The organism is Streptomyces sp. NPDC024555, from assembly GCF_055559335.1.
In genome coordinates, this window is sequence record NZ_JBVHKV010000001.1 from 266413 (window position 1) to 284955 (window position 18543).

Consider the following 18543-nt stretch of genomic DNA (forward strand, 5'->3'; position numbering starts at 1 on the left):
TTCCCCCGGAGGAGTGCCCGATGCCCCTGCCCCGACCGCCCAGGCGCAGACGCGCCGTGTGGGCGGTGGCCTCGCTCGCCGCGGCCACCCTGCTGACCACTCCGCTGCCGGCCCTGGCCGCGGACTCCCCCTCGCCGGCCGCCTCGGCCAAGGTCGACGCGGCGCTCACCGGCGCGGTGCGCGGTGGCGGCGACGCCACGTTCTACGTCGTCCTGAAGGACCAGGCCGACCTCACCGGGGCGAAGAAGCAGAAGACGCACGCGAAGCGGGCACAGGCCGCCTACAAGGAACTGCGCGCACACGCCAAGTCCGCCCAGACCTCGCTGAACACCTTCCTCGACAAGAAGAAGGTCGGCCACGAGGACTACTGGATCACCAACGCGGTCAAGGTCACGGGCGACCAGTCGCTCGTGGACGCGATCGCCAAGCGCTCGGACGTCGCCTCGATCGTCAAGGAGCAGCACTACAAGCTCGACGACACCGAGACCTCCGACGCCAAGGTCACCAAGGCGCGCACCTCCGCGTCGACGGACACCGCGAACAGCGGCGACGAGACCCCCGAGTGGGGCATCGCGGACATCAACGCGGACGACGTCTGGAAGCAGTACGACGACCGCGGCGAGGGCATCGTCATCGCCAGCGTCGACTCGGGCGTCCAGTACGACCACCCCGACCTGGTGAAGCAGTACCGGGGCAACAACGGCGACGGCACCTTCACCAACGACTACAACTTCTACGACGCGACCGGCTACTGCGCCACCAGCAGCACGCCGTGCGACGACAACGGCCACGGCACCCACACGATGGGCACGATGGTCGCCAAGAACGGCATCGGTGTCGCGCCGAACGCGACGTGGATGGCGGCCAAGGCCTGCGGCGGCTCGCGCGGCGAGTGCATCGACGGCGACCTGCTGAAGGCCGGCCAGTGGATCCTGGCGCCGACCGACCACAACGGGCAGAACCCCCGCCCGGACCTCGCCCCGAACATCGTCAACAACTCCTGGGGCGGTGACAACAACACCTTCTACAAGGACATCGTCGAGGCCTGGAACGCCGCGGGCATCTTCGAGGCGTTCGCCGCGGGCAACGACGGCGACGGCGTGACCTGCTCCACGACGCACCCGCCGGGGGCGCAGGTGTCCTCGTACGGCGTGGGCGCGTACGACGCGAACGGCAAGATCGCCGGCTTCTCCGGCTTCGGCCCCTCGCTGGTCGACGGTTCGATGAAGCCGAACATCTCGGCGCCGGGCGTCAACATCCAGTCGACCTGGCCCGGCTCCTCGTACAACACCGAGCAGGGCACCTCGATGGCCACCCCGCACGTGGCGGGCGCGGTCGCGCTCCTGTGGTCGGCGGCCCCCTCGCTGATCGGCAAGATCGACGAGACGCGCGCACTGCTCAACCAGGGTGCCCGCGACGTCGACGACACCCACTGCGGTGGCACCGCCGGCATGAACAACGTCTGGGGCGAGGGCAAGCTCGACATCCTCTCCTCCATCGACAAGGCCCCGCACACCGCCGTGACGGTCTCCGGCACGGTCACCGACGCCACCACGGGCAAGGCCCTGTCTGGCGTCACGGTCAAGGCCGCCAACGCCGACTCCGGCGCCCGTGAGGTCTCCACCGACTCCGACGGCCACTACCGCTTCTCGCTCGCCCCGGGCACGTACGACTTCACGCTGACCGCCTACGGGCACGCGGTGAAGACGCTCTCCGGCATCGAGATGACCACCGGTCAGCCGCTCACGCAGGACGTCACGCTCGACGCCGTGCCCATGCACCCCGTCACCGGCACCGTCCTGGACGTCACCGGCAAGCCCCTCGCCAAGGCGACCGTCGAGCTCACCGGCACCCCGGTCGACTCGGTCGTCTCGGGCACCGACGGCTCCTTCACCGTCCCGGCCGTCGCCGAGGGCACCTACGTCCTGACCGTGAAGCCGAGCGCTCCGGTGCTGTGCAACGGCGTCTACACCGCGAGCCTGACGGTGGACGGCGTCGAGACCCGGACGATCCAGGTCCCGGCCCGCACCGACAACTCCGGCACCAGCTGCCTCCCGGCCACGTACTCCTGGATCAAGGGCGCCACCACCGTTCCCCTGTCGGGTGACGAGGACGCCAAGACGATCTCGCTGCCCTTCTGGGTGAACCTGTACGGCGTCGACTACTCCAGCGCCTCGGTCACCACGAACGGCCTGGTCAACTTCCTGGCCCCGCGCCTGGGCGACTACGCCAACACCGAGATCCCCACCCTCTACGGGCCGCGCGGCATCGTCGCCCCGTTCTGGGACGACCTGACGCTGGACAGGAAGTCGAGCGTGCAGACCGCGCTCAAGGGCAAGAACGGCAAGCGCCAGTTCGCCATCGTCTGGAACCAGGCCGTGCTCGTCTCCGACGGCACGACGCGTGTGACCTTCGAGGCCGTCTTCGACGAGGCCACCGGCGGCATCACCTTCCAGTACAAGTCCGTGCCCGGCAGCGGCTCCTCCGCCACCGTCGGCGTCGAGAACCAGGCGGGCACCGACGCCCTCCAGTACTCGTTCAACCAGGCCGTCCTCACCGACGGTTCGGCGATCCGTTTCGCTCAGGGAGCCTGACCATGAGATCCCCTCACTCCAAGCGGGCACTGACGCTCGCCTCCGCCCTGGTGGCGGCCGGCCTCACCCTGTCCTCGGCACCGCACGCGCTGGCCGCCGACAGCGGCAGCTCGGTCATGAAGCTGACCGACGCCCAGGCCGAGAAGCTCGCCGGCCACCTGAACGTGGACGTGTACGGCGACCAGTCGCCGTCGCAGGACGAGACCGGGGAATCGGCGCCGCAGGCCGGGGCCAAGGCCGCGACCGCGCAGGACGAAGCCGCGTCCACCGACCCCTCGACGCCGGTCACCTTCACCAACAAGTCCACCCTGGAGGGGGTGCGCGGCGTCGCCGACACCGCACCGGCCAAGGGCAGCCAGTACTTCACGGTGCACAGCCTCGGCAACGTCCAGCTGCACAAGGCCGACGGCTCCACCGTCTGGGACCGCACCAACGCCTCGCTGTACGAGGACTGGCAGGTCAAGCCCCTGCGCGTATGGGAGAAGGAGCCGTACGCGACCCGCATCCAGATGGGCTACAACGCGGTCAGCCCGTTCTCGCCGTACTCCGACCAGGGCTACAGCACCGGCGACCTGACCGGTGACGGCACCCCGGACATCGTGTTCTCGGCGTCCGTGGGCATCTCCCCGTACCGGCCGTTCACCTCGCCCGGCTCCTCGCTGCCCAACGGCACCTTCGTGACCGTCCTGGACGGCAAGACCGGCAAGACCGTGTGGTCGAAGCTGTACTCGTACGCCTCCTCGGTCAGGATCGTCGACGGCACCCTGCTCGTCGCGAACTCGCCGCGCTACAACCAGAACGCCCCGGCCACCGAGACGGCGACCCTCAGCGGAATCCGCTTCTCGTACGCCGACGGCGCCCTGACCCCGTCGTCGACCTGGACGTACGACACCGGGGAAACCCGCACGGTCGGCTGGGGCGCGCTGGAGGACCTGGGCGACGGCAAGGCCGCGGTCTCCTGGAACCAGGCCAAGGAGGGCACCACGGCGGCCCACGGCAACACGCTCGTCCTCGACACGAGCGACGGGTCCGTGGTCTGGAAGAACGACAACCCCCTGTACAACCGCCAGCTGCACCTGGACGCGGCCCGCGGCCGTGTGGTGGCGCTGGAACAGTCGGACGTCAACGACTCCATCCGGTACGAGGTCGCCTCCTACGACTTGAAGACCGGCGAGCGCACCACCCTGGACACCCGCGTCAACGCCATGCCGACCGCCATGACCGTCGGCGACGCCGCCACGGGCGGCGGCAAGGAGTACGTGGTCAGCGAGTCGACCTTCGACTCCATGTACAACGTGAACGCCAGCACCATCCGCGTGCTGAGCGGCAAGGACGGCTCCACCGTCGACTGGACCTACACGACCAAGCGCGACGCGGAGAACACCGGTAACGGCGCCAACGTCTGGAGTATGGAAACCGTCGGAGGGCAGCTCGTCGTCTCGGCGCAGGACGACCGGGACATGGGCAGGGCCGCGAACGTCGGCGGTCTGCAGTACGGCGCGCTGACCGTGTTCACCGCCAAGGGCAAGGTCGACTGGCAGGAGAAGGGCCTCGCGGCCTCTCCGATGTACCACCAGGTGTACAAGTCCGGCGGCAACCAGTTCGTGCGGACGGTCGACCAGAACCAGAACATCCGCTCCTTCAAGTTCGGCAACGGCAAGCAGCAGAGCGTCACCCCGCTGCAGGGCGAGCTCAGCTACGCCCAGGCCGTCGACCTCGACGGCGACAAGAAGCCGGACGTCGTCGCGGGCGGCAACTCCAGCGGCGTCTGGGCCTACTCCGGCACGTCGCTGGTCAACGGCAAGCCGAAGAAGCTGTGGCAGGCCACCGTCCCCGGCTCCGTGCACACCATCGCCACGGGTGACGTCAACGGTGACGGCAAGCCCGAGATCGTCGTCGCCGCCGACACCGCGACCGTCGTCCTCGACGGCGCCAACGGCAACGTCCTCACCACCATCGACGGCGGCGGCAAGTACGTCCGCTCCGTCACGGTCGCCGACGTCGACGCCGACGGCAAGGACGAGATCCTCGTCCCGACCGACGCCCTGCGCGTCTACAACGCGCGCGGCAGCCGGCTGTGGCAGTACAGCGCACCGGCCGGCACGGGCGAGGTCGCCTTCTCCGACACCGTGGTCTCCGACGGCCGGATCTACACGTCCTACTCGACCCTGAACGGGCTCGACACCCACTCCGCGACCGTGAACGGTGTCGCCCTCGACGGCAAGGGCGCCGTCGAGTGGACCGCCGACCCCCAGGCCCCGGGCAGCGCGCTGGACGGGAAGCTGCTCGGTACGGAACTGGGCCACGGCATCTTCGCCTCGCCGAACATCCCGTACGCGGACGGCCACGCTGTCGTCTACACCTGGATCACGATGGCCGAGCCCGGCGCGGACAGCGGTACGGACATCCCGATCCCGAAGGTCGTCATCGAGATCCGTGACGGCCGTACGGGTGAGGTGCTGCACCAGCGCTACGGCGGCAGCCCCTGGTCGCACGGCAACTACTTCATCGACGGAAAGAACGACCCGCTCTACCAGCTGAGCTTCGGCGTCATGCAGGGCATGCCGGGGGCGGGTCTGGAGGACACCTCCGCCTCCGTGATCGCGCCGCTGCGCTCGGTCCAGTTCATCAACGGCCCCGGCGGACGCAGGCTGCTCGCCGGTGGGGTGGAAGGCGGCCTGGCCGCGTACGACCCCTCGATCCTGACCACGGGCTGGCAGTTCCAGTCGGCCAACGGCAGCGCCAATGTCATGGGCGGCCGCAACTATCTCGCGGCCGACCTCGACGGTGACGGGACCGACGAGATGATCTCGCTGAACTTCGACGACTTCGGCATCAACCGCATGGCCGAACAGCTCGGCGGCGGAGTGCTCTCCCTGGACAACGCCATCCACCAGATGACCACGTTCAAGCTCTCCTGACCCCGTACGAAGAAAGCGCCCTCCGGTCCGCGAAGAGCGGGCCGGAGGGCGCTTGTGTTTGTGGAGCCTAGGAGATTCGAACTCCTGACATCTGCCTTGCAAAGGCAGCGCTCTACCAACTGAGCTAAGGCCCCGGAAAACGGGCAGCGCACGACCGCATGCGTCATGGGCCACCGCCGCAGACCAGAGTACCGGGTACTCCCGGGAAACTTCCAAAAAGATAAGGCCTCCCGGTCTTCGACCACGCTCCGTAAGATGCTCGACGAGGTTCGCAGCAGCGAAGCCGCAGCGAAGGGGAGACGCCATGGATGCAGCGCAGCAAGAGGCAACGGCCAGAGCGAGGGATCTTCAGCGCAGTTGGTACGGGGAGCCGCTGGGCGCGCTCTTCCGCCGGCTGATCGACGACCTCGGACTCAACCAGGCCCGGCTCGCCGCGGTGCTCGGGCTCTCCGCCCCCATGCTCTCCCAGCTGATGAGCGGCCAGCGGGCGAAGATCGGCAATCCGGCGGTCGTCCAGCGCGTCCAGGCGCTCCAGGAGCTGGCCGGGCAGGTCGCGGACGGCAGTGTGAGCGCGGGGGAGGCCACCGACCGCATGGAGGAGATCAAGAAGTCGCAGGGCGGCTCGGTGCTCACCGGCACCGGCCAGACCTCCACGACCGGCGGCGCCCCCACCGTGCGCCGGGTGGTCCGCGAGATCCAGTCGCTGCTGCGTTCCGTGGCGGCGGCCGGCGACATCATCGATGCCGCCGACTCCCTCGCCGCGACCCAGCCGGAGCTGGCAGAGTTCCTCAGGGTGTACGGAGCGGGCCGCACCGCCGAAGCGGTGGCGCACTACGAGGCCCACCAGAGCTAGCCGGACGCACGGCGTGCACGGGCGTACACGGACGGACCGGGACAGGGACGGAGAGCGGGCGCAGCGCGATGGGTGAGGTCTTCGCTGGTCGGTACGAACTGGTCGATCCGATCGGACGCGGTGGGGTCGGCGCCGTCTGGCGCGCCTGGGACCACCGGCGCCGCCGCTATGTGGCGGCCAAGGTGCTCCAGCAGAGCGACGCGCACACGCTGCTGCGCTTCGTGCGCGAGCAGGCGCTGCGGATCGAGCACCCGCACGTGCTCGCCCCGGCGAGCTGGGCGGCGGACGACGACAAGGTCCTGTTCACCATGGACCTGGTGACGGGCGGTTCGCTGGCCCATGTCATCGGCGACTACGGCCCGTTGCCCCCGGCGTTCGTCTGCACGCTGCTCGACCAGCTGCTGTCCGGTCTGTCGACGGTGCATGCCGAGGGGGTCGTGCACCGGGACATCAAACCGGCCAACATCCTGATGGAGGCGACGGGTACGGGCCGGCCGCATCTGCGGCTGTCCGACTTCGGCATCTCCATGCGCAAGGGCGAGCCCCGGCTGACCGAGACCAACTACGTGGTCGGGACGCCGGGTTACTTCGCGCCCGAACAGATGATGGGCGCGGAACCGGACTTCCCCGCGGACCTGTTCGCGGTCGGCCTGGTCGCCCTGTACCTGCTCCAGGGGCAGAAGCCCGATTCCCAGGCCCTCGTCGAGCACTTCGCCAACTTCGGTACGCCCGGCGCCCCTCAGGGCATCCCCGAGCCGCTGTGGCAGGTCCTCGCGGGGCTGCTCCAGCCGGACCCGCAGGCCCGGTTCCGTACGGCGACGGGGGCGCGCAAGGCGCTGGCGGCCGCGGCGGAGATGCTGCCCGAGCCGTCGGTGGACGACGAGCCGGTGGAGGTCTTCGACCAGATCGGCCCGCTGCCCGCCGGGTTCGGCCCGGACGGCCCGGCGCCGGCCGGAGGCGCGGCGGACGGACAGGCCACGGTCCGGCCGGGCGCGGGCACGCCGTTCACGGGGGCCGCGCTCACGGGGGCCGCGTTCACGGGACAGCAGCCCGACGGACAGCAGACCGGGGCACAGCACACCGGTGCACAGCACGCCGGGGGACACCCGGCCGGTGGGCCGCAGACCGGGGGACAGCAGCCGTACGGGCCGCCGTCCTCGATGTCGGAGACCGGGAGCTTCCATCTCCCGCCGCCGCCCCAGCAGTCCGCCCCCGGCCCGTACCCGACGCCCACGGCCTCGACGTACGCCGTGCCCCCGCAGGACCTCTCGCAGGCTCCGACCGCCGCCGTACCGCAGGAACAGCCGCTGACCCGCGCCTACACCGCGCAGCACCCGCTGGCCCCGCACACCCCGGCCGCACCGCAGGGCCCGGCCGCCCACGCGGCCCCGGCGACGCGGCCGGGACCGTCCCCGAAGGTGGCGGCCTCGGTGCTGCTGCTGGCGCTGGTCTGCTTCGCGGTGGGCATCTGGGCGTTCACCCAGGCCTGAGGCCCGGCTCGGGCCCGGCCCGCTACCAGGCCTGCGGCGGCTGCCCGTACGGCGGCCGGGCGGAAGCGGGGGCGGCGGCCGTGCGGCGCCTGGCGAGCAGGGTCCAGACGCCGAGGCCCAGGACCAGCACGGTGCCCGTCCCGACGCCCGCGGCGCCGATCAGCTTCATCGTGCCGCTCTCGTCGGCCGCCGCCTGCGGGCCGCTGCGGCCGGTGCGGGCGAGGTCCTTGTCCTTCTTGGTGACGGCGAAGATGCCCGCGTCGCCCGCGTACGGCGATCCGCCCGCCTCACCGGTCACCTTCACGGACAGGGTCAGCGGGAACGGCTGGTCCCCGTACGCCGTCGCGACCTTCGGGCTCAGCGACACGGCCAGGTAGTACCAGCCCGCGAAGCGCATCCCGCTCACGTCGTCGGCCGAGGCCAGCCGGTTCACGTACGCGACGGGCGGCAGCGGGTCCAGCGAGACGGAGCCGGGCTTGCCGCTGTACGAGAGCGGCGAGGCCGCGTCGACATGACCGCGGGCCGGGTTGGCGAGGGAGAGCCCGAGGGCGCTGCCGATGAAGGCGTTCTTGCCGGACGCGGTGCTGTTGCCGAGGCCCACCGTGGTGAAGAGCTGCTGCCCCCAGTCCACCGGAACCCGGTAGAACAGCGTCTGCCCGGGGGCGATCTCGTCCTTCCACTCGCCCGTCTCCAGGCTCACCGCGTCGTAGTAACCCGCGCCGCCGTGGCGCCGGTTGTCGCCGGCGGGGGTGGGCGGGACCGGGGAGGCGGACGGCCAGTCCGTGGGCGCCTGGGTGGGCAGCGACTGGCCGTCGGCGAGCGCCGGTTCGGCGTCGTAGCGCAGTTCCAGCTCCCATTCCTCGGTCGAGGAGGTGGCCGCGCTCTCCCGCTCGACCAGGACGTTGTACGTACCGGCGGCCTGGCAGCCGCTGGAGTCCTTGCCCACGGTCCGGTAGGCGTACGCGGTGACCGGGTGCGGGAAGTCCGTCGAGCGGAACTGGGCGTCCCCGGAGCTGCACCGCAGGTCGGAGCCGTCCCTGATGCTGATCGAAACGCCGTCCCCGTAGGCGACCTTGCCGCCGGCCTTGGGCACGACGACGGCCGAGACGTACGCGTTGGTCTTCTCGTCGAGGTTGAGGCGGTAGTAGAGCTTCTGGCCGGTCCTGATCGTGGACCGGTAGACCGAACCGGCCGTCAGCTCCGACGCGTCGGTGTTCACCTCGGCACCGGACACCGTCTTCGCGCCCGGGTCGAACCCGTACCCGGCGTCCGCCGCGTACGCCTGCCCCGGCAGCGCCGCCACCGCGCACATCGCCGCGGCCGCCGCCAGCGCCACCCGGCCCCTGCTGCGCTGCCTCATCACGCGCTTCCCCTCGTCGTCCGTGCCGCTGCCCGGCGGCGGCTGCGTCCCTGTGCGGCCACGGCGGACGCCCGGCCACCCGTGCGGCCACGGCGGGCACCCCGGCCGCTCGTACGGCCACGACCGGCACCCCGGCCGTTGGTGCGGGCCGTATGCGCGCCCCGCCCGGGACGGCCGCACCGGCGGCAGCCGTGACGCCGGTCCATCCTGCCCCGCCCGCACCGCCGCTGTCTGCGGACGCGATCGATACGACCGACTTGTCCGTCGCCCCGGCCGAAACCGTCCACACATTCGCTCCCGCAACGTATTGATGTGCAGGAGCGAACTCAAGAGCACAGCCGTCACGGTCCCGCAACAGCACGAAGCCCCGGCCGCGTCAGCGACCGGGGCCCGTTACGGACTGTTCCGTCTCACACACCCGAACCTGCGGGCACGGAGTCGGTCGCCTCCGTCCACAGATCCTGCTCGGCGCGATCCGCCTGGATCTGGCGGTACACGAGGAGCCCGCCGATGGCGGCCAGTGCGACCAGGAGAAGCTTCTTCACCGCGCGACCTCGTCTTTCCTTGGCTTAAGGGACTTCTGCTGCCCGACTATACACATCGGCCGATATCGACCGGTGACCTCCCCGCAACCCAACTGGCGCCTGCCGACGAGCGATCACCGCCGAAGTATGCGTCCGCCGCCACAGGCGTCGGCCCCCTCTTCACAGGGCCTCCCCGGCCCGTCCTCCGGGCCGGTTGAACCATACGAGTGGTGTTCATCTGAAGAACGGCATATCGGCGGCGTCGCTCCACACAATCGCGGGCCGGATCCACATCATCAGAAAGGTAAGCAAACCGGACCACCCGAAAGTGAGGGGCCATGAGCACCTTCAAGCCCAGGAACATCTGGACCGCCCTCGTCACCGCCTTCTTCGCCCTCCTCGCCGCTCTCGGCTTCGCGAGCTCCACCGCCTCGGCCACGGAAGCCACGGTCACGGAGCCGGCGACCACGACCCAGAAGCACACGGCCCCGGTCCCCGCAACCGTGACCACCCCGTCGGTCCGATGGACCCTTCCGCGCGACCGGGCCCTTCCCCCCACGATGAAGCAGCGCATCCGCGCCGAGGCCCACGGCTCCTCCCCCGCCACCCGCCTCCTCGCCCCCGACACCCTGAACACCACGCACGCTCCCCACGGCACCCACGCCGGTCCGGGCCATCCCTCCTCCCAGGACGGAGTCCCGCTACCTCCCTGAGCGCGCGGCACCTGACACCGCGAGGCCCCTGCACCGGAACCCCCGGCAGGGGCCTTCTTCATGCCCCGGTCCGCGTCCGGCGGAAGGCGCGGAAGGTGTGGAACAGCACGTCGTCCACGAGCCGGTTCGTGTACAGCCGCCGCGCGTCCCTCTCGCCCAGGTTCTCCAGGGCCACGAGCACCAGCGCGTGATCGGTCCGCGCGGCCGACCGCAGGCGGACGACGTCCGCCCGCCCCAGCCCGTCGATCCCGGACGCCGCACCCTCGGCCCCCACCACGACGCCCGGCCCTCTCACCTCCGCCACCGCCCGCCGGAACGCCTCGGGCCGGGGCGCGGCGCCATGGGCCTCCGCCCTCTCCCGCTCGGCCGTCAGCACGGCGGTGATGTACGCGGCCGGACGGGCCGGACGCCACCCGGGGGCCATCCCGTGGAGTTCGGCGGCGATGTCACGCGCGTCGAGCCCCCGGTCGATGAACGGCCGCAGCGCGTACGCGAGGCGGCGCAGCCCTTCCCGCTGCGTCCAGGCGACGAGCGGGTGCACCTGCCGGGCCACGGCGATGTCCCGGGCGACCTGGAACGGCGACCGCGAGGACGGACGCCCGCGCGGGGTGTTGTTCTTCCTCCCTCTCGTATCAAGGGGGCGCAGGTCGTGGTGGGCGCCAGAAGAATGGGGCTCACGCCGGCGGCGCGCATCCACCCCGTCCCGCTCCGGGGCGCGGGCCGCCCGCACGGCCCGTTCCCGCCCGGCCTCCGTCACCCCGCACACCCGCGCCCCGTACCCGCTGCCGTCCAGACGATGACCCAGGGCGGCGTCGTACGCCTGCGGGATCGTGGCCGCGTAGATGGTCGCCGTACCCGCATACCGCCGCCCCGGCAACCGCAGATTCGGCTTCGATCCGTGCCGCCGCCATACGAGGGCGCCCAGTTCGCGCAGTACCCGCACATGCCGCTTCACGGTCGCCACCGATATCCCGCACCGGACGGCGGTGCCCTCCAGGTCGTACAGCACGGATCCGCCCCGGTGGTCCATCCGCCCGGCCAGCTCCCGCGCCACCACCAACGTCGTCGCCCCGCCCCGGGGATGCACCCCGGACCCGACCAGCCACTCCACCGCCCGCAACCACGCCCGGGGCCGGGCCCGCCGGGAAGCGGTCGAGTCGATCTCCTGGCTGCGACGGGGCACGGGAACCCATTCCGGTTCCGCATCCGTATCCGTATCCGTATCCGGGCACGACGAAGAAGCGCAGCACGAAGCCGCGCCGGTGGCATGGCGCATCACAATTCCGTGGTTCCTGGGGGGCGGGGCCCGTTTCCGGACGACTCAGGACGTGGGCGTACTCACCACACGGGCCCCGGCCCTACGATCGACGACAGTCTCCGACACGGCGACGCGACAGCCGGCCGGCCGTTGTCCTACGCGCCCGGTGTCGCGGTGCTCTTCCTGGGCCGGTTCTTCCCCGACCCGGAGTAGCCCCGCTCGATGTCCTGCACGGTTCCGATGGAGACACCCAGGCTCTCGGCGATCTCCCGGTACGTCACCTTGTCGGCCCGCAACCGCAGGACAACGCTCCGGCGCTGCTCCTTCAGCCGCTTCGTGCGCTCGGTCTGGTCCCTGAGCAGGCGACTGATGACCTGCGCCTTCTCCAACGAGTCCTCCATCGACTCGACCGCGTCGAGGGCATCGAAGACACGCCGCACCTCCTCCCTCTCGACCGGCGCTTCGCGCTCCGTATCGGCCATCCCGTTCCTCCGAACAGGGCGTGCCGCTTGACAGCGATTATGGGACCCCCATAAATTCACCGTCAAGTGACGCCACCACCAGCAACAGAAAAGCCCCGGACCGGAGTTCGCACCTCCGCATGGCCGGGGCCAGTCAGAGCCCTGGCATCACCAGGAGACCGACCGTGCACCATCCTTCCACTCTCAGGACGGAGCGGGCATCACCGCGATGCCTCGTGCGTTCCGGCCCACGGCACGCGAAGTCGCGGCACCATGGGCGGAGCACGGCCGTAGAAACTCAGGCAAACCCTGACCAGCGGAGACAGCCATGGCCTTACATTTCATCGCGAAGGACCCCGAGACCAACGGCGATCACTGCCCCACGGTCTGGTTCGACGACGAGAATCAGGAGTTCGTCATCCAAGGGTGGACCGCGGACGAGAAGCTGACCGCGCAGTGCCTGGATTCAGGCCCGATCCCGGACACCGAGGCGTTTGGTGCGGCTGCCTGCCCGCATGGCCGAGGCACTGAAGGCGGTGCTTGATGTCGCAGCTCGTCCTGCCTCCGTTCGCTGACCTCCTGGCTCAGTGCACCACCTCAGCAGTCCACCTGGAAACCCGGGACGTCTACGCGGTCGACGAGGAGGACCAGGACCTCAAGGACTGGCGCGCGGGTGAGTTGGCCGACGTCGACGACCCGACCTCATGGTGGGGCCACTTCCACGACGCGGTCGGGGCGGCTGTGGATCGTGGCGTCTCCGTCCGGCGGGCTCGGGTCATCAGCACCCCGGCGACCGAGTACATCCGGTTCGAGCACGCGTGTACCGGCCGTAACGTCGCGGCCGGCGAGGACATTCGCTGGCTCCCCCGGGAGCATGCGGTGGGGCTGCTCCTTCCGGCACAAGACTTCTGGCTGTTCGACGGGCGCCTGATCCGGTGGCACCACTTCGCCGGTGACGGCACGCACCTGCGCGATGTGCTCGACGACCGAGCCGAGGTCGCGGAGCAGACGGCTGCGGCGTTCCGCACGGTGTGGGAACGGGCCGTACCTCACCAGGAGTTCACGATCACCTGATGGCTTCCGCTTCTCCGTCAGCCCGCGTCCAAGAGGTACGCGACCGCATCGCGGTACACCTGCGCGTCCTCCGCCAGGACGCGGGCCTGACAGGGCGGCAACTCGCCGAACGCACGGGATGGCACGGGTCCAAGGTGAGCCGCCTCCAGAGCGGACGGTCGCACCCGAGCGACGACGACATCCGTGCCTGGTGCCACGCCTGCGGGGCGGACGACGAGGCGGTGGACCTCATCGCCGCGAGTCGCCAGGCGCAGCAGATGTACACCGAGTGGCGCCGCGTCCAGCGCACCGGCCTACGGGCGGTCCAGCAGGCACGGCGTCCGCTGTACGAGCGCACCAGAACCATGCGGGTGTATTGCAGCAACGTCATCCCCGGCATGCTCCAGACCCGGGCCTACGCAACCGCGCTCCTTTCGGAGATCGCCCGGTTCAGCGGCACCCCTGACGACTCCGCCGCAGCCGCCGACGCCCGTCTCGAACGTTCGCGGATCATCCGCCGTCCCGGCCGACGCTTCCCGATCCTCATCGAGGAGAGCGTCCTGCGGCGCCGGATCGGCGGGCCGGACGTCATGGCCGAGCAGCTCAGCCATCTGCTCCAGGCAGCGTCCCTGCCTTCCGTGACCCTGGGCATCGTCCCCGCACGGGCTGCTGCCATGTGGCCGCTGGAAACGTTCACGATCTTCGATACCGAGCAGGTGGCGGTAGAACTGCTCACGGCCGCGATCACCATCACGGCCCCGTCCGAGGTGGCGCAGTACCTGGCAGCCCACAAGGAACTGGAGGCAGCCGCAGAGCAGGGGGCGGGGGCCGCACGGCTGATTGCACAGGCGCTCTCCGTGCTCACGTAGAAACGCGTAGAAACTCCGTCCGGCGCGACGGCGAACACTCCTACGGTCGATCACATCCACCGACCGCCAGCGGGGAGACGCCATGACCACCGCAGTGCCCCTGCCGGACCCCGCAACGCTGTCCGCCGCCCAGCAGCGCGGTGCCTCCTGCGTCTGGTGCGCGACCCCACTGGCCAACACGGCGGCCCACGACCTCGGCCCACGGCCGATCACGGTCTTCGGCTCCTCCGTGCACTGGTTTCCCCGCTGCTGCTCCACCTGCCGAAGGGAACGGACATGAAATCGACGAAGTCCCCGAAGACCGGCTCCGACAAGGCCTACCGCGCGCTGATCGGCCACACCGCCACGTGCCCCGCCTGCCGTACCGGAACCGCATGCCCCACCGCCGCGCGCCTCGGCCGGGCCTGGAAGGCGGCCCGGTGACCCTCTGCCCCCTCGGCCACGACCACCCCCTCTCCTTCGACCACGAAGGCGAGGCCTTACTGCGAGGAACACGAGATCAGGCTCCAGTGGCACCCCGCCCCCGTCTCCGAGGCGGGCCCGGGAGCCGCAATGGAGGAGGCGCCGGGAACGTGACCGCTGGGGAGCCGCCGGCCTGGGGCCTCTACGGACGCGCCGTGCGCTCCACGTGTCGCCGATAGAGGTTGTGCGCTGCCTGAGCGGCGAACCCTGCGCCGAAAGCGATCGGGCTGCCATAGAGCAGAAGAGGACCTGGATCGGAGAGCCAGTCCCCTATAGCGAGAGCTGCGACAACGTCGAGGTAGCAGAACAGGAGCAGCGCGCCTGCGCCGAGCTTCGTCATCACGCATCCCCCCGCTGGTCACGCTCTTCGCCCATGGCATGCCCGGCCCGTCCTGGTTCGACACCTCGGCTTCCCGACCAGGACAGCCGACAGGGACCAAACGACGAGAAGGCCTTCCCACCAGGGGAAGGCCTTCTCGTCTCAAGCATGTGCAAGTGGGGCTAACAGGATTTGAACCTGTGGCCTCATCCTTATCAGGGATGCGCTCTAACCAACTGAGCTATAGCCCCGCCGCGCTTTTGCGTCGCGCTGACTTCTGAAGATTAGCGCACGTCGGGGCCAGTCCCAAAATCGATACCCGCGGGGCTACTCGTCCTCGGCCAGCGTGAGCTCGACGCCGCCCACGAAGCCGGCGGACAGGTTGTAGATGAACGCGCCCAGGGTCGCCAGCGCGGTGGCCAGGACCACGTCGATCACGGCGATGACCGAGGTGAAGATGAGCACGCGGGGCAGCGACAGGAAGGCCTGGAGGTCGAAGCCGTTGCCCTCGTTGGAGCCGGTGGCCTCGCTGATCGTGCCGCCGACGGTCGAGAAGACGCCCATGGCGTCCATGACCATCCACAGCACCGCCGAGGCGACCACCGTGCAGATGCCCAGCGCGATGGAGAGCAGGAAGCTCACCTTCATCACGGACCACGGATCCGCCTTGGCGACCCTCAGACGCGCCTTGCGCGTCCGCGGCGTGGTCCGCGCCCCCGTACGGGGCCTGCGGGCGCCCTGGGCCGCGGACGGCGGGGTGCCCGGCTGGCCGCCGCGGGGGCGGCCGCCGTGCGTCCCGCCCTGCGGCGGCGAGGGATAGGCCTGCGGCGGGTGGTACGGGCCCGCCGGGGCCGGTGCGGGCTCCCGCTCACCGGGCAGCGGCCCGGTCGCGTAGCCCTCGTACTGGGGCTGAGGGCCCCGGGTGTCCGTCACAGTGCCCCCTTGGGAGTCCGTGGCGGGGCCACGGGCACCGGTCCCGCCAGATCCTGAAGCGGCCGAACCGGCGCCCGTGGCTCCACTCACGCTCTACTCCTCGTGCTCCCCGGTCGAGGACGTGGTGTCCTCGACGCTGCCGTCGACCGTGCTCTCGGCGATCGCCTCGGCCCCGGTCGTCTCGCCTTCGGCGTCGTCGGGACCGTCGACCTCGTCGGCCTCGCTGCCCGCCTCGGCGTTGCGCGCGATGCCGACCACGGCGTCGCGCTTGCCCAGATTGATCAGTTGGACGCCCATGGTGTCACGGCCCGTCTCCCTGACTTCATTGACTCGCGTACGAATCACACCACCGCCGAGCGTGATGGCGAGAATCTCGTCCGTCTCCTCGACCACCAGCGCACCGACCAGCGAGCCCCGGTCCTCCACGATCTTGGCGGCCTTGATGCCCAGGCCGCCGCGGCCCTGGACGCGGTACTCGTCGACGGGGGTCCGCTTCGCGTACCCGCCGTCAGTGGCAGTGAACACGAAAGTACCGGGCCTGACGACATTCATCGAGAGCAGTTCGTCTCCCTCGCGGAAACTCATGCCCTTGACGCCCGAGGTGGCACGGCCCATCGGGCGCAGCGCGTCGTCCGTCGCGGTGAACCTGATCGACTGGGCCTTCTTGCTGATGAGGAGCAGATCGTCCTCGGCCGAGACCAGCTCGGCGCCGATCAGCTCGTCGTCCGAGCCGTCCCCGGTCTCGCGCAGGTTGATGGCGATGACACCGCCGGAGCGGGGCGAGTCGTAGTCCTTCAGCGCGGTCTTCTTCACCAGGCCGCCCTTGGTGGCCAGGATCAGGTACGGCGCCGCCTCGTAGTCGCGGATCGCCAGGATCTGCGCGATCTGCTCGTCGGGCTGGAAGGCCAGCAGGTTCGCCACGTGCTGGCCGCGCGCGTCCCGGCCGGCGTCGGGGAGCTCGTACGCCTTGGCCCGGTAGACCCGGCCCTTGTTGGTGAAGAACAGCAGCCAGTGGTGGGTCGTGGACACGAAGAAGTGGTCGACGATGTCGTCTTCCTTGAGCTTCGTGCCGCGAACGCCCTTGCCGCCGCGCTTCTGCGAGCGGTAGTCGTCCGTCTTGGTGCGCTTCACATAGCCGCCGCGGGAGATCGTGACGACGATGTCCTCCTCGGCGATCAGGTCCTCGATGGACATGTCACCGTCGAAGGGCACCAGCTTGGAACGCCGGTCGTCGCCGAACTTGTCGACGATCGCCGCCAGCTCCTCGCTGACGATCTGCCGCTGCCGCGCGGGCGAGGCCAGGATCTCGTTGTACTCGTTGATCTTGGCCTGGAGCTCGTCGTGCTCGGCGGTGATCTTCTGGTGCTCCAGCGCGGCCAGCCGGCGCAGCTGCATCTCCAGGATCGCGTTCGCCTGGATGTCGTCGATCTCCAGGAGGCCCATCAGGCCCTCACGGGCGATCTCGACGGTCTGGCTGCGCCGGATGAGGGCGATGACCTCGTCGATGGCGTCCAGGGCCTTCAGCAGGCCGCGCAGGATGTGCGCGCGCTCCTCGGCCTTGCGCAGCCGGAAGCGGGTGCGCCGGACGATGACCTCGATCTGGTGCGTCACCCAGTGGCGGATGAACGCGTCGATCGACAGCGTGCGCGGCACCCCGTCCACCAGCGCCAGCATGTTGGCGCCGAAGTTCGACTGGAGGTCGGTGTGCTTGTACAGGTTGTTCAGGACGACCTTGGCGACCGCGTCCCGCTTGAGGACGACGACGAGGCGCTGGCCGGTGCGCGAGGAGGTCTCGTCGCGGACGTCCGCGATCCCGCCGACCTTGCCGTCCTTCACCAGGTCGGCGATCTTCTGCGCGAGGTTGTCGGGGTTGGTCTGGTACGGAAGCTCCGTCACCACCAGGCACTGGCGGTTCTGGATCTCCTCGACCGCCACGACCGCGCGCATCGTGATCGAACCGCGGCCCGTGCGGTAGGCCTCCTCGATGCCCTTGCGGCCCACGACGAGCGCACCGGTCGGGAAGTCCGGGCCCTTGATCCGCTCGATCAGGGCCTCCAGCAGCTCCTCCTGCGAGGCCTCCGGGTGCTCCAGATACCACTGCGCGCCGGAGGCGACCTCGCGGAGGTTGTGCGGCGGGATGTTCGTCGCCATACCGACCGCGATGCCCGCCGAACCGTTGACCAGCAGGTTCGGGAACCGGGCCGGCAGAACCGTCGGCTCCTGGTTGCGGCCGTCGTAGTTGTCCTGGAAGTCGACGGTCTCCTCGTCGATGTCCCGGACCATCTCCATGGACAGCGGCATCATCTTGCACTCGGTGTACCGCATGGCGGCGGCCGGGTCGTTGCCCGGGGAACCGAAGTTGCCGTTGGAGTCCACCAGCGGCATCCGCATCGACCACGGCTGCGCCAGGCGGACCAGGGCGTCGTAGATCGAGGAGTCGCCGTGCGGGTGGTACGTACCCATGACGTCACCGACGACGCGGGCGCACTTGTAGAAGCCCTTCTCGGGGCGGTAGCCGCCGTCGTACATCGCGTACAGCACCCGGCGGTGGACGGGCTTGAGGCCGTCCCGCACGTCGGGCAGGGCACGCGAGACGATGACGGACATCGCGTAGTCGAGGTAGGAGCGCTGCATCTCCGTCTCGAGCCCGACGGGCTCGACGCGCATGCCCACGCCCTCGACGGGCGGGACCTCTTCGGGCGTCACGGGGACAGGGGTGTTCTCGTCGGCCAT

The 18543-nt window shown here is 70.2% G+C and carries 16 protein-coding genes and 2 tRNA genes; 10 read left to right on the plus strand and 8 right to left on the minus strand.

What is annotated here, in order from left to right; translation table 11 throughout:
- Positions 1–20: 20 nt before the first annotated feature.
- Positions 21–2594 (plus strand): S8 family serine peptidase, encoded by a 2574-nt coding sequence (locus tag ACZ4FH_RS01185; protein WP_467301497.1) that lies wholly within the window; start codon positions 21–23, stop codon positions 2592–2594.
- A gap of 2 nt (positions 2595–2596) precedes the next feature.
- Positions 2597–5515 (plus strand): FG-GAP-like repeat-containing protein, encoded by a 2919-nt coding sequence (locus tag ACZ4FH_RS01190; protein WP_467301498.1) that lies wholly within the window; start codon positions 2597–2599, stop codon positions 5513–5515.
- A gap of 61 nt (positions 5516–5576) precedes the next feature.
- Here the strand turns inward: ACZ4FH_RS01190 and ACZ4FH_RS01195 are convergent.
- Positions 5577–5649, minus strand: a tRNA-Ala gene (locus ACZ4FH_RS01195).
- A gap of 170 nt (positions 5650–5819) precedes the next feature.
- On the opposite strand from ACZ4FH_RS01195, the gene ACZ4FH_RS01200 reads away from it, so the two are divergent.
- Together ACZ4FH_RS01200 and ACZ4FH_RS01205 are read left to right on the plus strand one after the other, a co-directional pair.
- Positions 5820–6368, plus strand: coding sequence for a helix-turn-helix domain-containing protein (locus tag ACZ4FH_RS01200; RefSeq protein WP_467301499.1), 549 nt, complete (start codon positions 5820–5822; stop codon positions 6366–6368).
- A 68-nt stretch (positions 6369–6436) separates the two neighbouring features.
- Positions 6437–7858 carry a serine/threonine-protein kinase gene (locus tag ACZ4FH_RS01205; RefSeq protein ID WP_467301500.1) on the plus strand — a complete coding sequence of 474 codons (1422 nt, stop codon included), beginning with the start codon at positions 6437–6439 and terminating at the stop codon, positions 7856–7858.
- A gap of 22 nt (positions 7859–7880) precedes the next feature.
- Here ACZ4FH_RS01205 and ACZ4FH_RS01210 read toward each other — a convergent pair whose 3' ends face one another.
- Entirely contained in the window at positions 7881–9218 is a 1338-nt protein-coding gene (locus tag ACZ4FH_RS01210) for a hypothetical protein (protein ID WP_467301501.1), read from the minus strand.
- 410 nt (positions 9219–9628) lie between these two features.
- Positions 9629–9763, minus strand: coding sequence for a DLW-39 family protein (locus ACZ4FH_RS01215; RefSeq protein ID WP_003958712.1), 135 nt, complete (start codon positions 9761–9763; stop codon positions 9629–9631).
- A 317-nt stretch (positions 9764–10080) separates the two neighbouring features.
- Here ACZ4FH_RS01215 and ACZ4FH_RS01220 point away from each other — a divergent pair, with 317 nt between their 5' ends.
- A complete protein-coding gene (locus ACZ4FH_RS01220) occupies positions 10081–10455 on the plus strand; it encodes a DUF6344 domain-containing protein (protein WP_383631330.1) in 375 nt (124 codons plus the stop codon).
- A 58-nt stretch (positions 10456–10513) separates the two neighbouring features.
- On the opposite strand, the gene ACZ4FH_RS01225 is transcribed toward ACZ4FH_RS01220, so the two are convergent.
- Both ACZ4FH_RS01225 and ACZ4FH_RS01230 read right to left on the minus strand, forming a co-directional pair.
- Positions 10514–11638, minus strand: a complete 1125-nt coding sequence (locus tag ACZ4FH_RS01225; protein WP_467301502.1) for a cell wall protein — start codon at positions 11636–11638, stop codon at positions 10514–10516.
- A gap of 230 nt (positions 11639–11868) precedes the next feature.
- Positions 11869–12195 carry a helix-turn-helix domain-containing protein gene (locus ACZ4FH_RS01230; RefSeq protein ID WP_467301503.1) on the minus strand — a complete coding sequence of 109 codons (327 nt, stop codon included), beginning with the start codon at positions 12193–12195 and terminating at the stop codon, positions 11869–11871.
- Between the two features lie 307 nt (positions 12196–12502).
- Here ACZ4FH_RS01230 and ACZ4FH_RS01235 point away from each other — a divergent pair, with 307 nt between their 5' ends.
- The 5 genes from ACZ4FH_RS01235 (at position 12503) to ACZ4FH_RS01255 (ending at position 14519) form a co-directional block, all read left to right on the plus strand.
- On the plus strand, positions 12503–12718 hold the full coding sequence (locus tag ACZ4FH_RS01235; RefSeq protein ID WP_467301504.1) for a hypothetical protein: 216 nt from the start codon (positions 12503–12505) through the stop codon (positions 12716–12718).
- Positions 12718–13248, plus strand: coding sequence for a DUF6879 family protein (locus ACZ4FH_RS01240; RefSeq protein WP_467301505.1), 531 nt, complete (start codon positions 12718–12720; stop codon positions 13246–13248). The genes ACZ4FH_RS01235 and ACZ4FH_RS01240 overlap by 1 nt, the downstream gene beginning before the upstream one ends.
- The gene (locus ACZ4FH_RS01245) at positions 13248–14096 is read left to right on the plus strand and encodes a helix-turn-helix domain-containing protein (RefSeq protein WP_467301506.1); all 849 of its coding nucleotides are present in this window, start codon (positions 13248–13250) and stop codon (positions 14094–14096) included. Before ACZ4FH_RS01240 ends, ACZ4FH_RS01245 begins: the two co-directional genes overlap by 1 nt.
- An 82-nt stretch (positions 14097–14178) precedes the next feature.
- Entirely contained in the window at positions 14179–14376 is a 198-nt protein-coding gene (locus ACZ4FH_RS01250) for a hypothetical protein (RefSeq protein WP_467301507.1), read from the plus strand.
- Positions 14373–14519 (plus strand): hypothetical protein, encoded by a 147-nt coding sequence (locus tag ACZ4FH_RS01255; protein WP_467301508.1) that lies wholly within the window; start codon positions 14373–14375, stop codon positions 14517–14519. The genes ACZ4FH_RS01250 and ACZ4FH_RS01255 overlap by 4 nt, the downstream gene beginning before the upstream one ends.
- 535 nt (positions 14520–15054) lie before the next feature.
- Here the strand turns inward: ACZ4FH_RS01255 and ACZ4FH_RS01260 are convergent.
- The 3 genes from ACZ4FH_RS01260 to gyrA form a co-directional block, all read right to left on the minus strand.
- Positions 15055–15128, minus strand: a tRNA-Ile gene (locus ACZ4FH_RS01260).
- A gap of 76 nt (positions 15129–15204) precedes the next feature.
- Positions 15205–15810: a DUF3566 domain-containing protein gene (locus tag ACZ4FH_RS01265; protein WP_467301509.1), complete on the minus strand. Its 606-nt coding sequence runs from the start codon at positions 15808–15810 to the stop codon at positions 15205–15207.
- A gap of 93 nt (positions 15811–15903) precedes the next feature.
- A complete protein-coding gene (gene gyrA / locus ACZ4FH_RS01270) occupies positions 15904–18543 on the minus strand; it encodes a DNA gyrase subunit A (protein WP_467301510.1) in 2640 nt (879 codons plus the stop codon).

Excerpts from the sequence above, each read along its gene's own strand:
- ACZ4FH_RS01240 (WP_467301505.1), top strand. The coding sequence starts at position 12,718 with ATGTCGCAGCTCGTCCTGCCTCCGTTCGCTGACCTCCTGGCTCAGTGC.
- ACZ4FH_RS01230 (WP_467301503.1), bottom strand. The coding sequence starts at position 12,195 with ATGGCCGATACGGAGCGCGAAGCGCCGGTCGAGAGGGAGGAGGTGCGG.
- ACZ4FH_RS01200 (WP_467301499.1), top strand. The coding sequence starts at position 5,820 with ATGGATGCAGCGCAGCAAGAGGCAACGGCCAGAGCGAGGGATCTTCAG.
- ACZ4FH_RS01210 (WP_467301501.1), bottom strand. The coding sequence starts at position 9,218 with ATGAGGCAGCGCAGCAGGGGCCGGGTGGCGCTGGCGGCGGCCGCGGCG.
- ACZ4FH_RS01220 (WP_383631330.1), top strand. The coding sequence starts at position 10,081 with ATGAGCACCTTCAAGCCCAGGAACATCTGGACCGCCCTCGTCACCGCC.
- ACZ4FH_RS01185 (WP_467301497.1), top strand. The coding sequence starts at position 21 with ATGCCCCTGCCCCGACCGCCCAGGCGCAGACGCGCCGTGTGGGCGGTG.
- ACZ4FH_RS01255 (WP_467301508.1), top strand. The coding sequence starts at position 14,373 with ATGAAATCGACGAAGTCCCCGAAGACCGGCTCCGACAAGGCCTACCGC.
- ACZ4FH_RS01205 (WP_467301500.1), top strand. The coding sequence starts at position 6,437 with ATGGGTGAGGTCTTCGCTGGTCGGTACGAACTGGTCGATCCGATCGGA.
- ACZ4FH_RS01245 (WP_467301506.1), top strand. The coding sequence starts at position 13,248 with ATGGCTTCCGCTTCTCCGTCAGCCCGCGTCCAAGAGGTACGCGACCGC.
- ACZ4FH_RS01235 (WP_467301504.1), top strand. The coding sequence starts at position 12,503 with ATGGCCTTACATTTCATCGCGAAGGACCCCGAGACCAACGGCGATCAC.
- ACZ4FH_RS01190 (WP_467301498.1), top strand. The coding sequence starts at position 2,597 with ATGAGATCCCCTCACTCCAAGCGGGCACTGACGCTCGCCTCCGCCCTG.
- ACZ4FH_RS01250 (WP_467301507.1), top strand. The coding sequence starts at position 14,179 with ATGACCACCGCAGTGCCCCTGCCGGACCCCGCAACGCTGTCCGCCGCC.
- gyrA (WP_467301510.1), bottom strand. The coding sequence starts at position 18,543 with ATGGCCGACGAGAACACCCCTGTCCCCGTGACGCCCGAAGAGGTCCCG.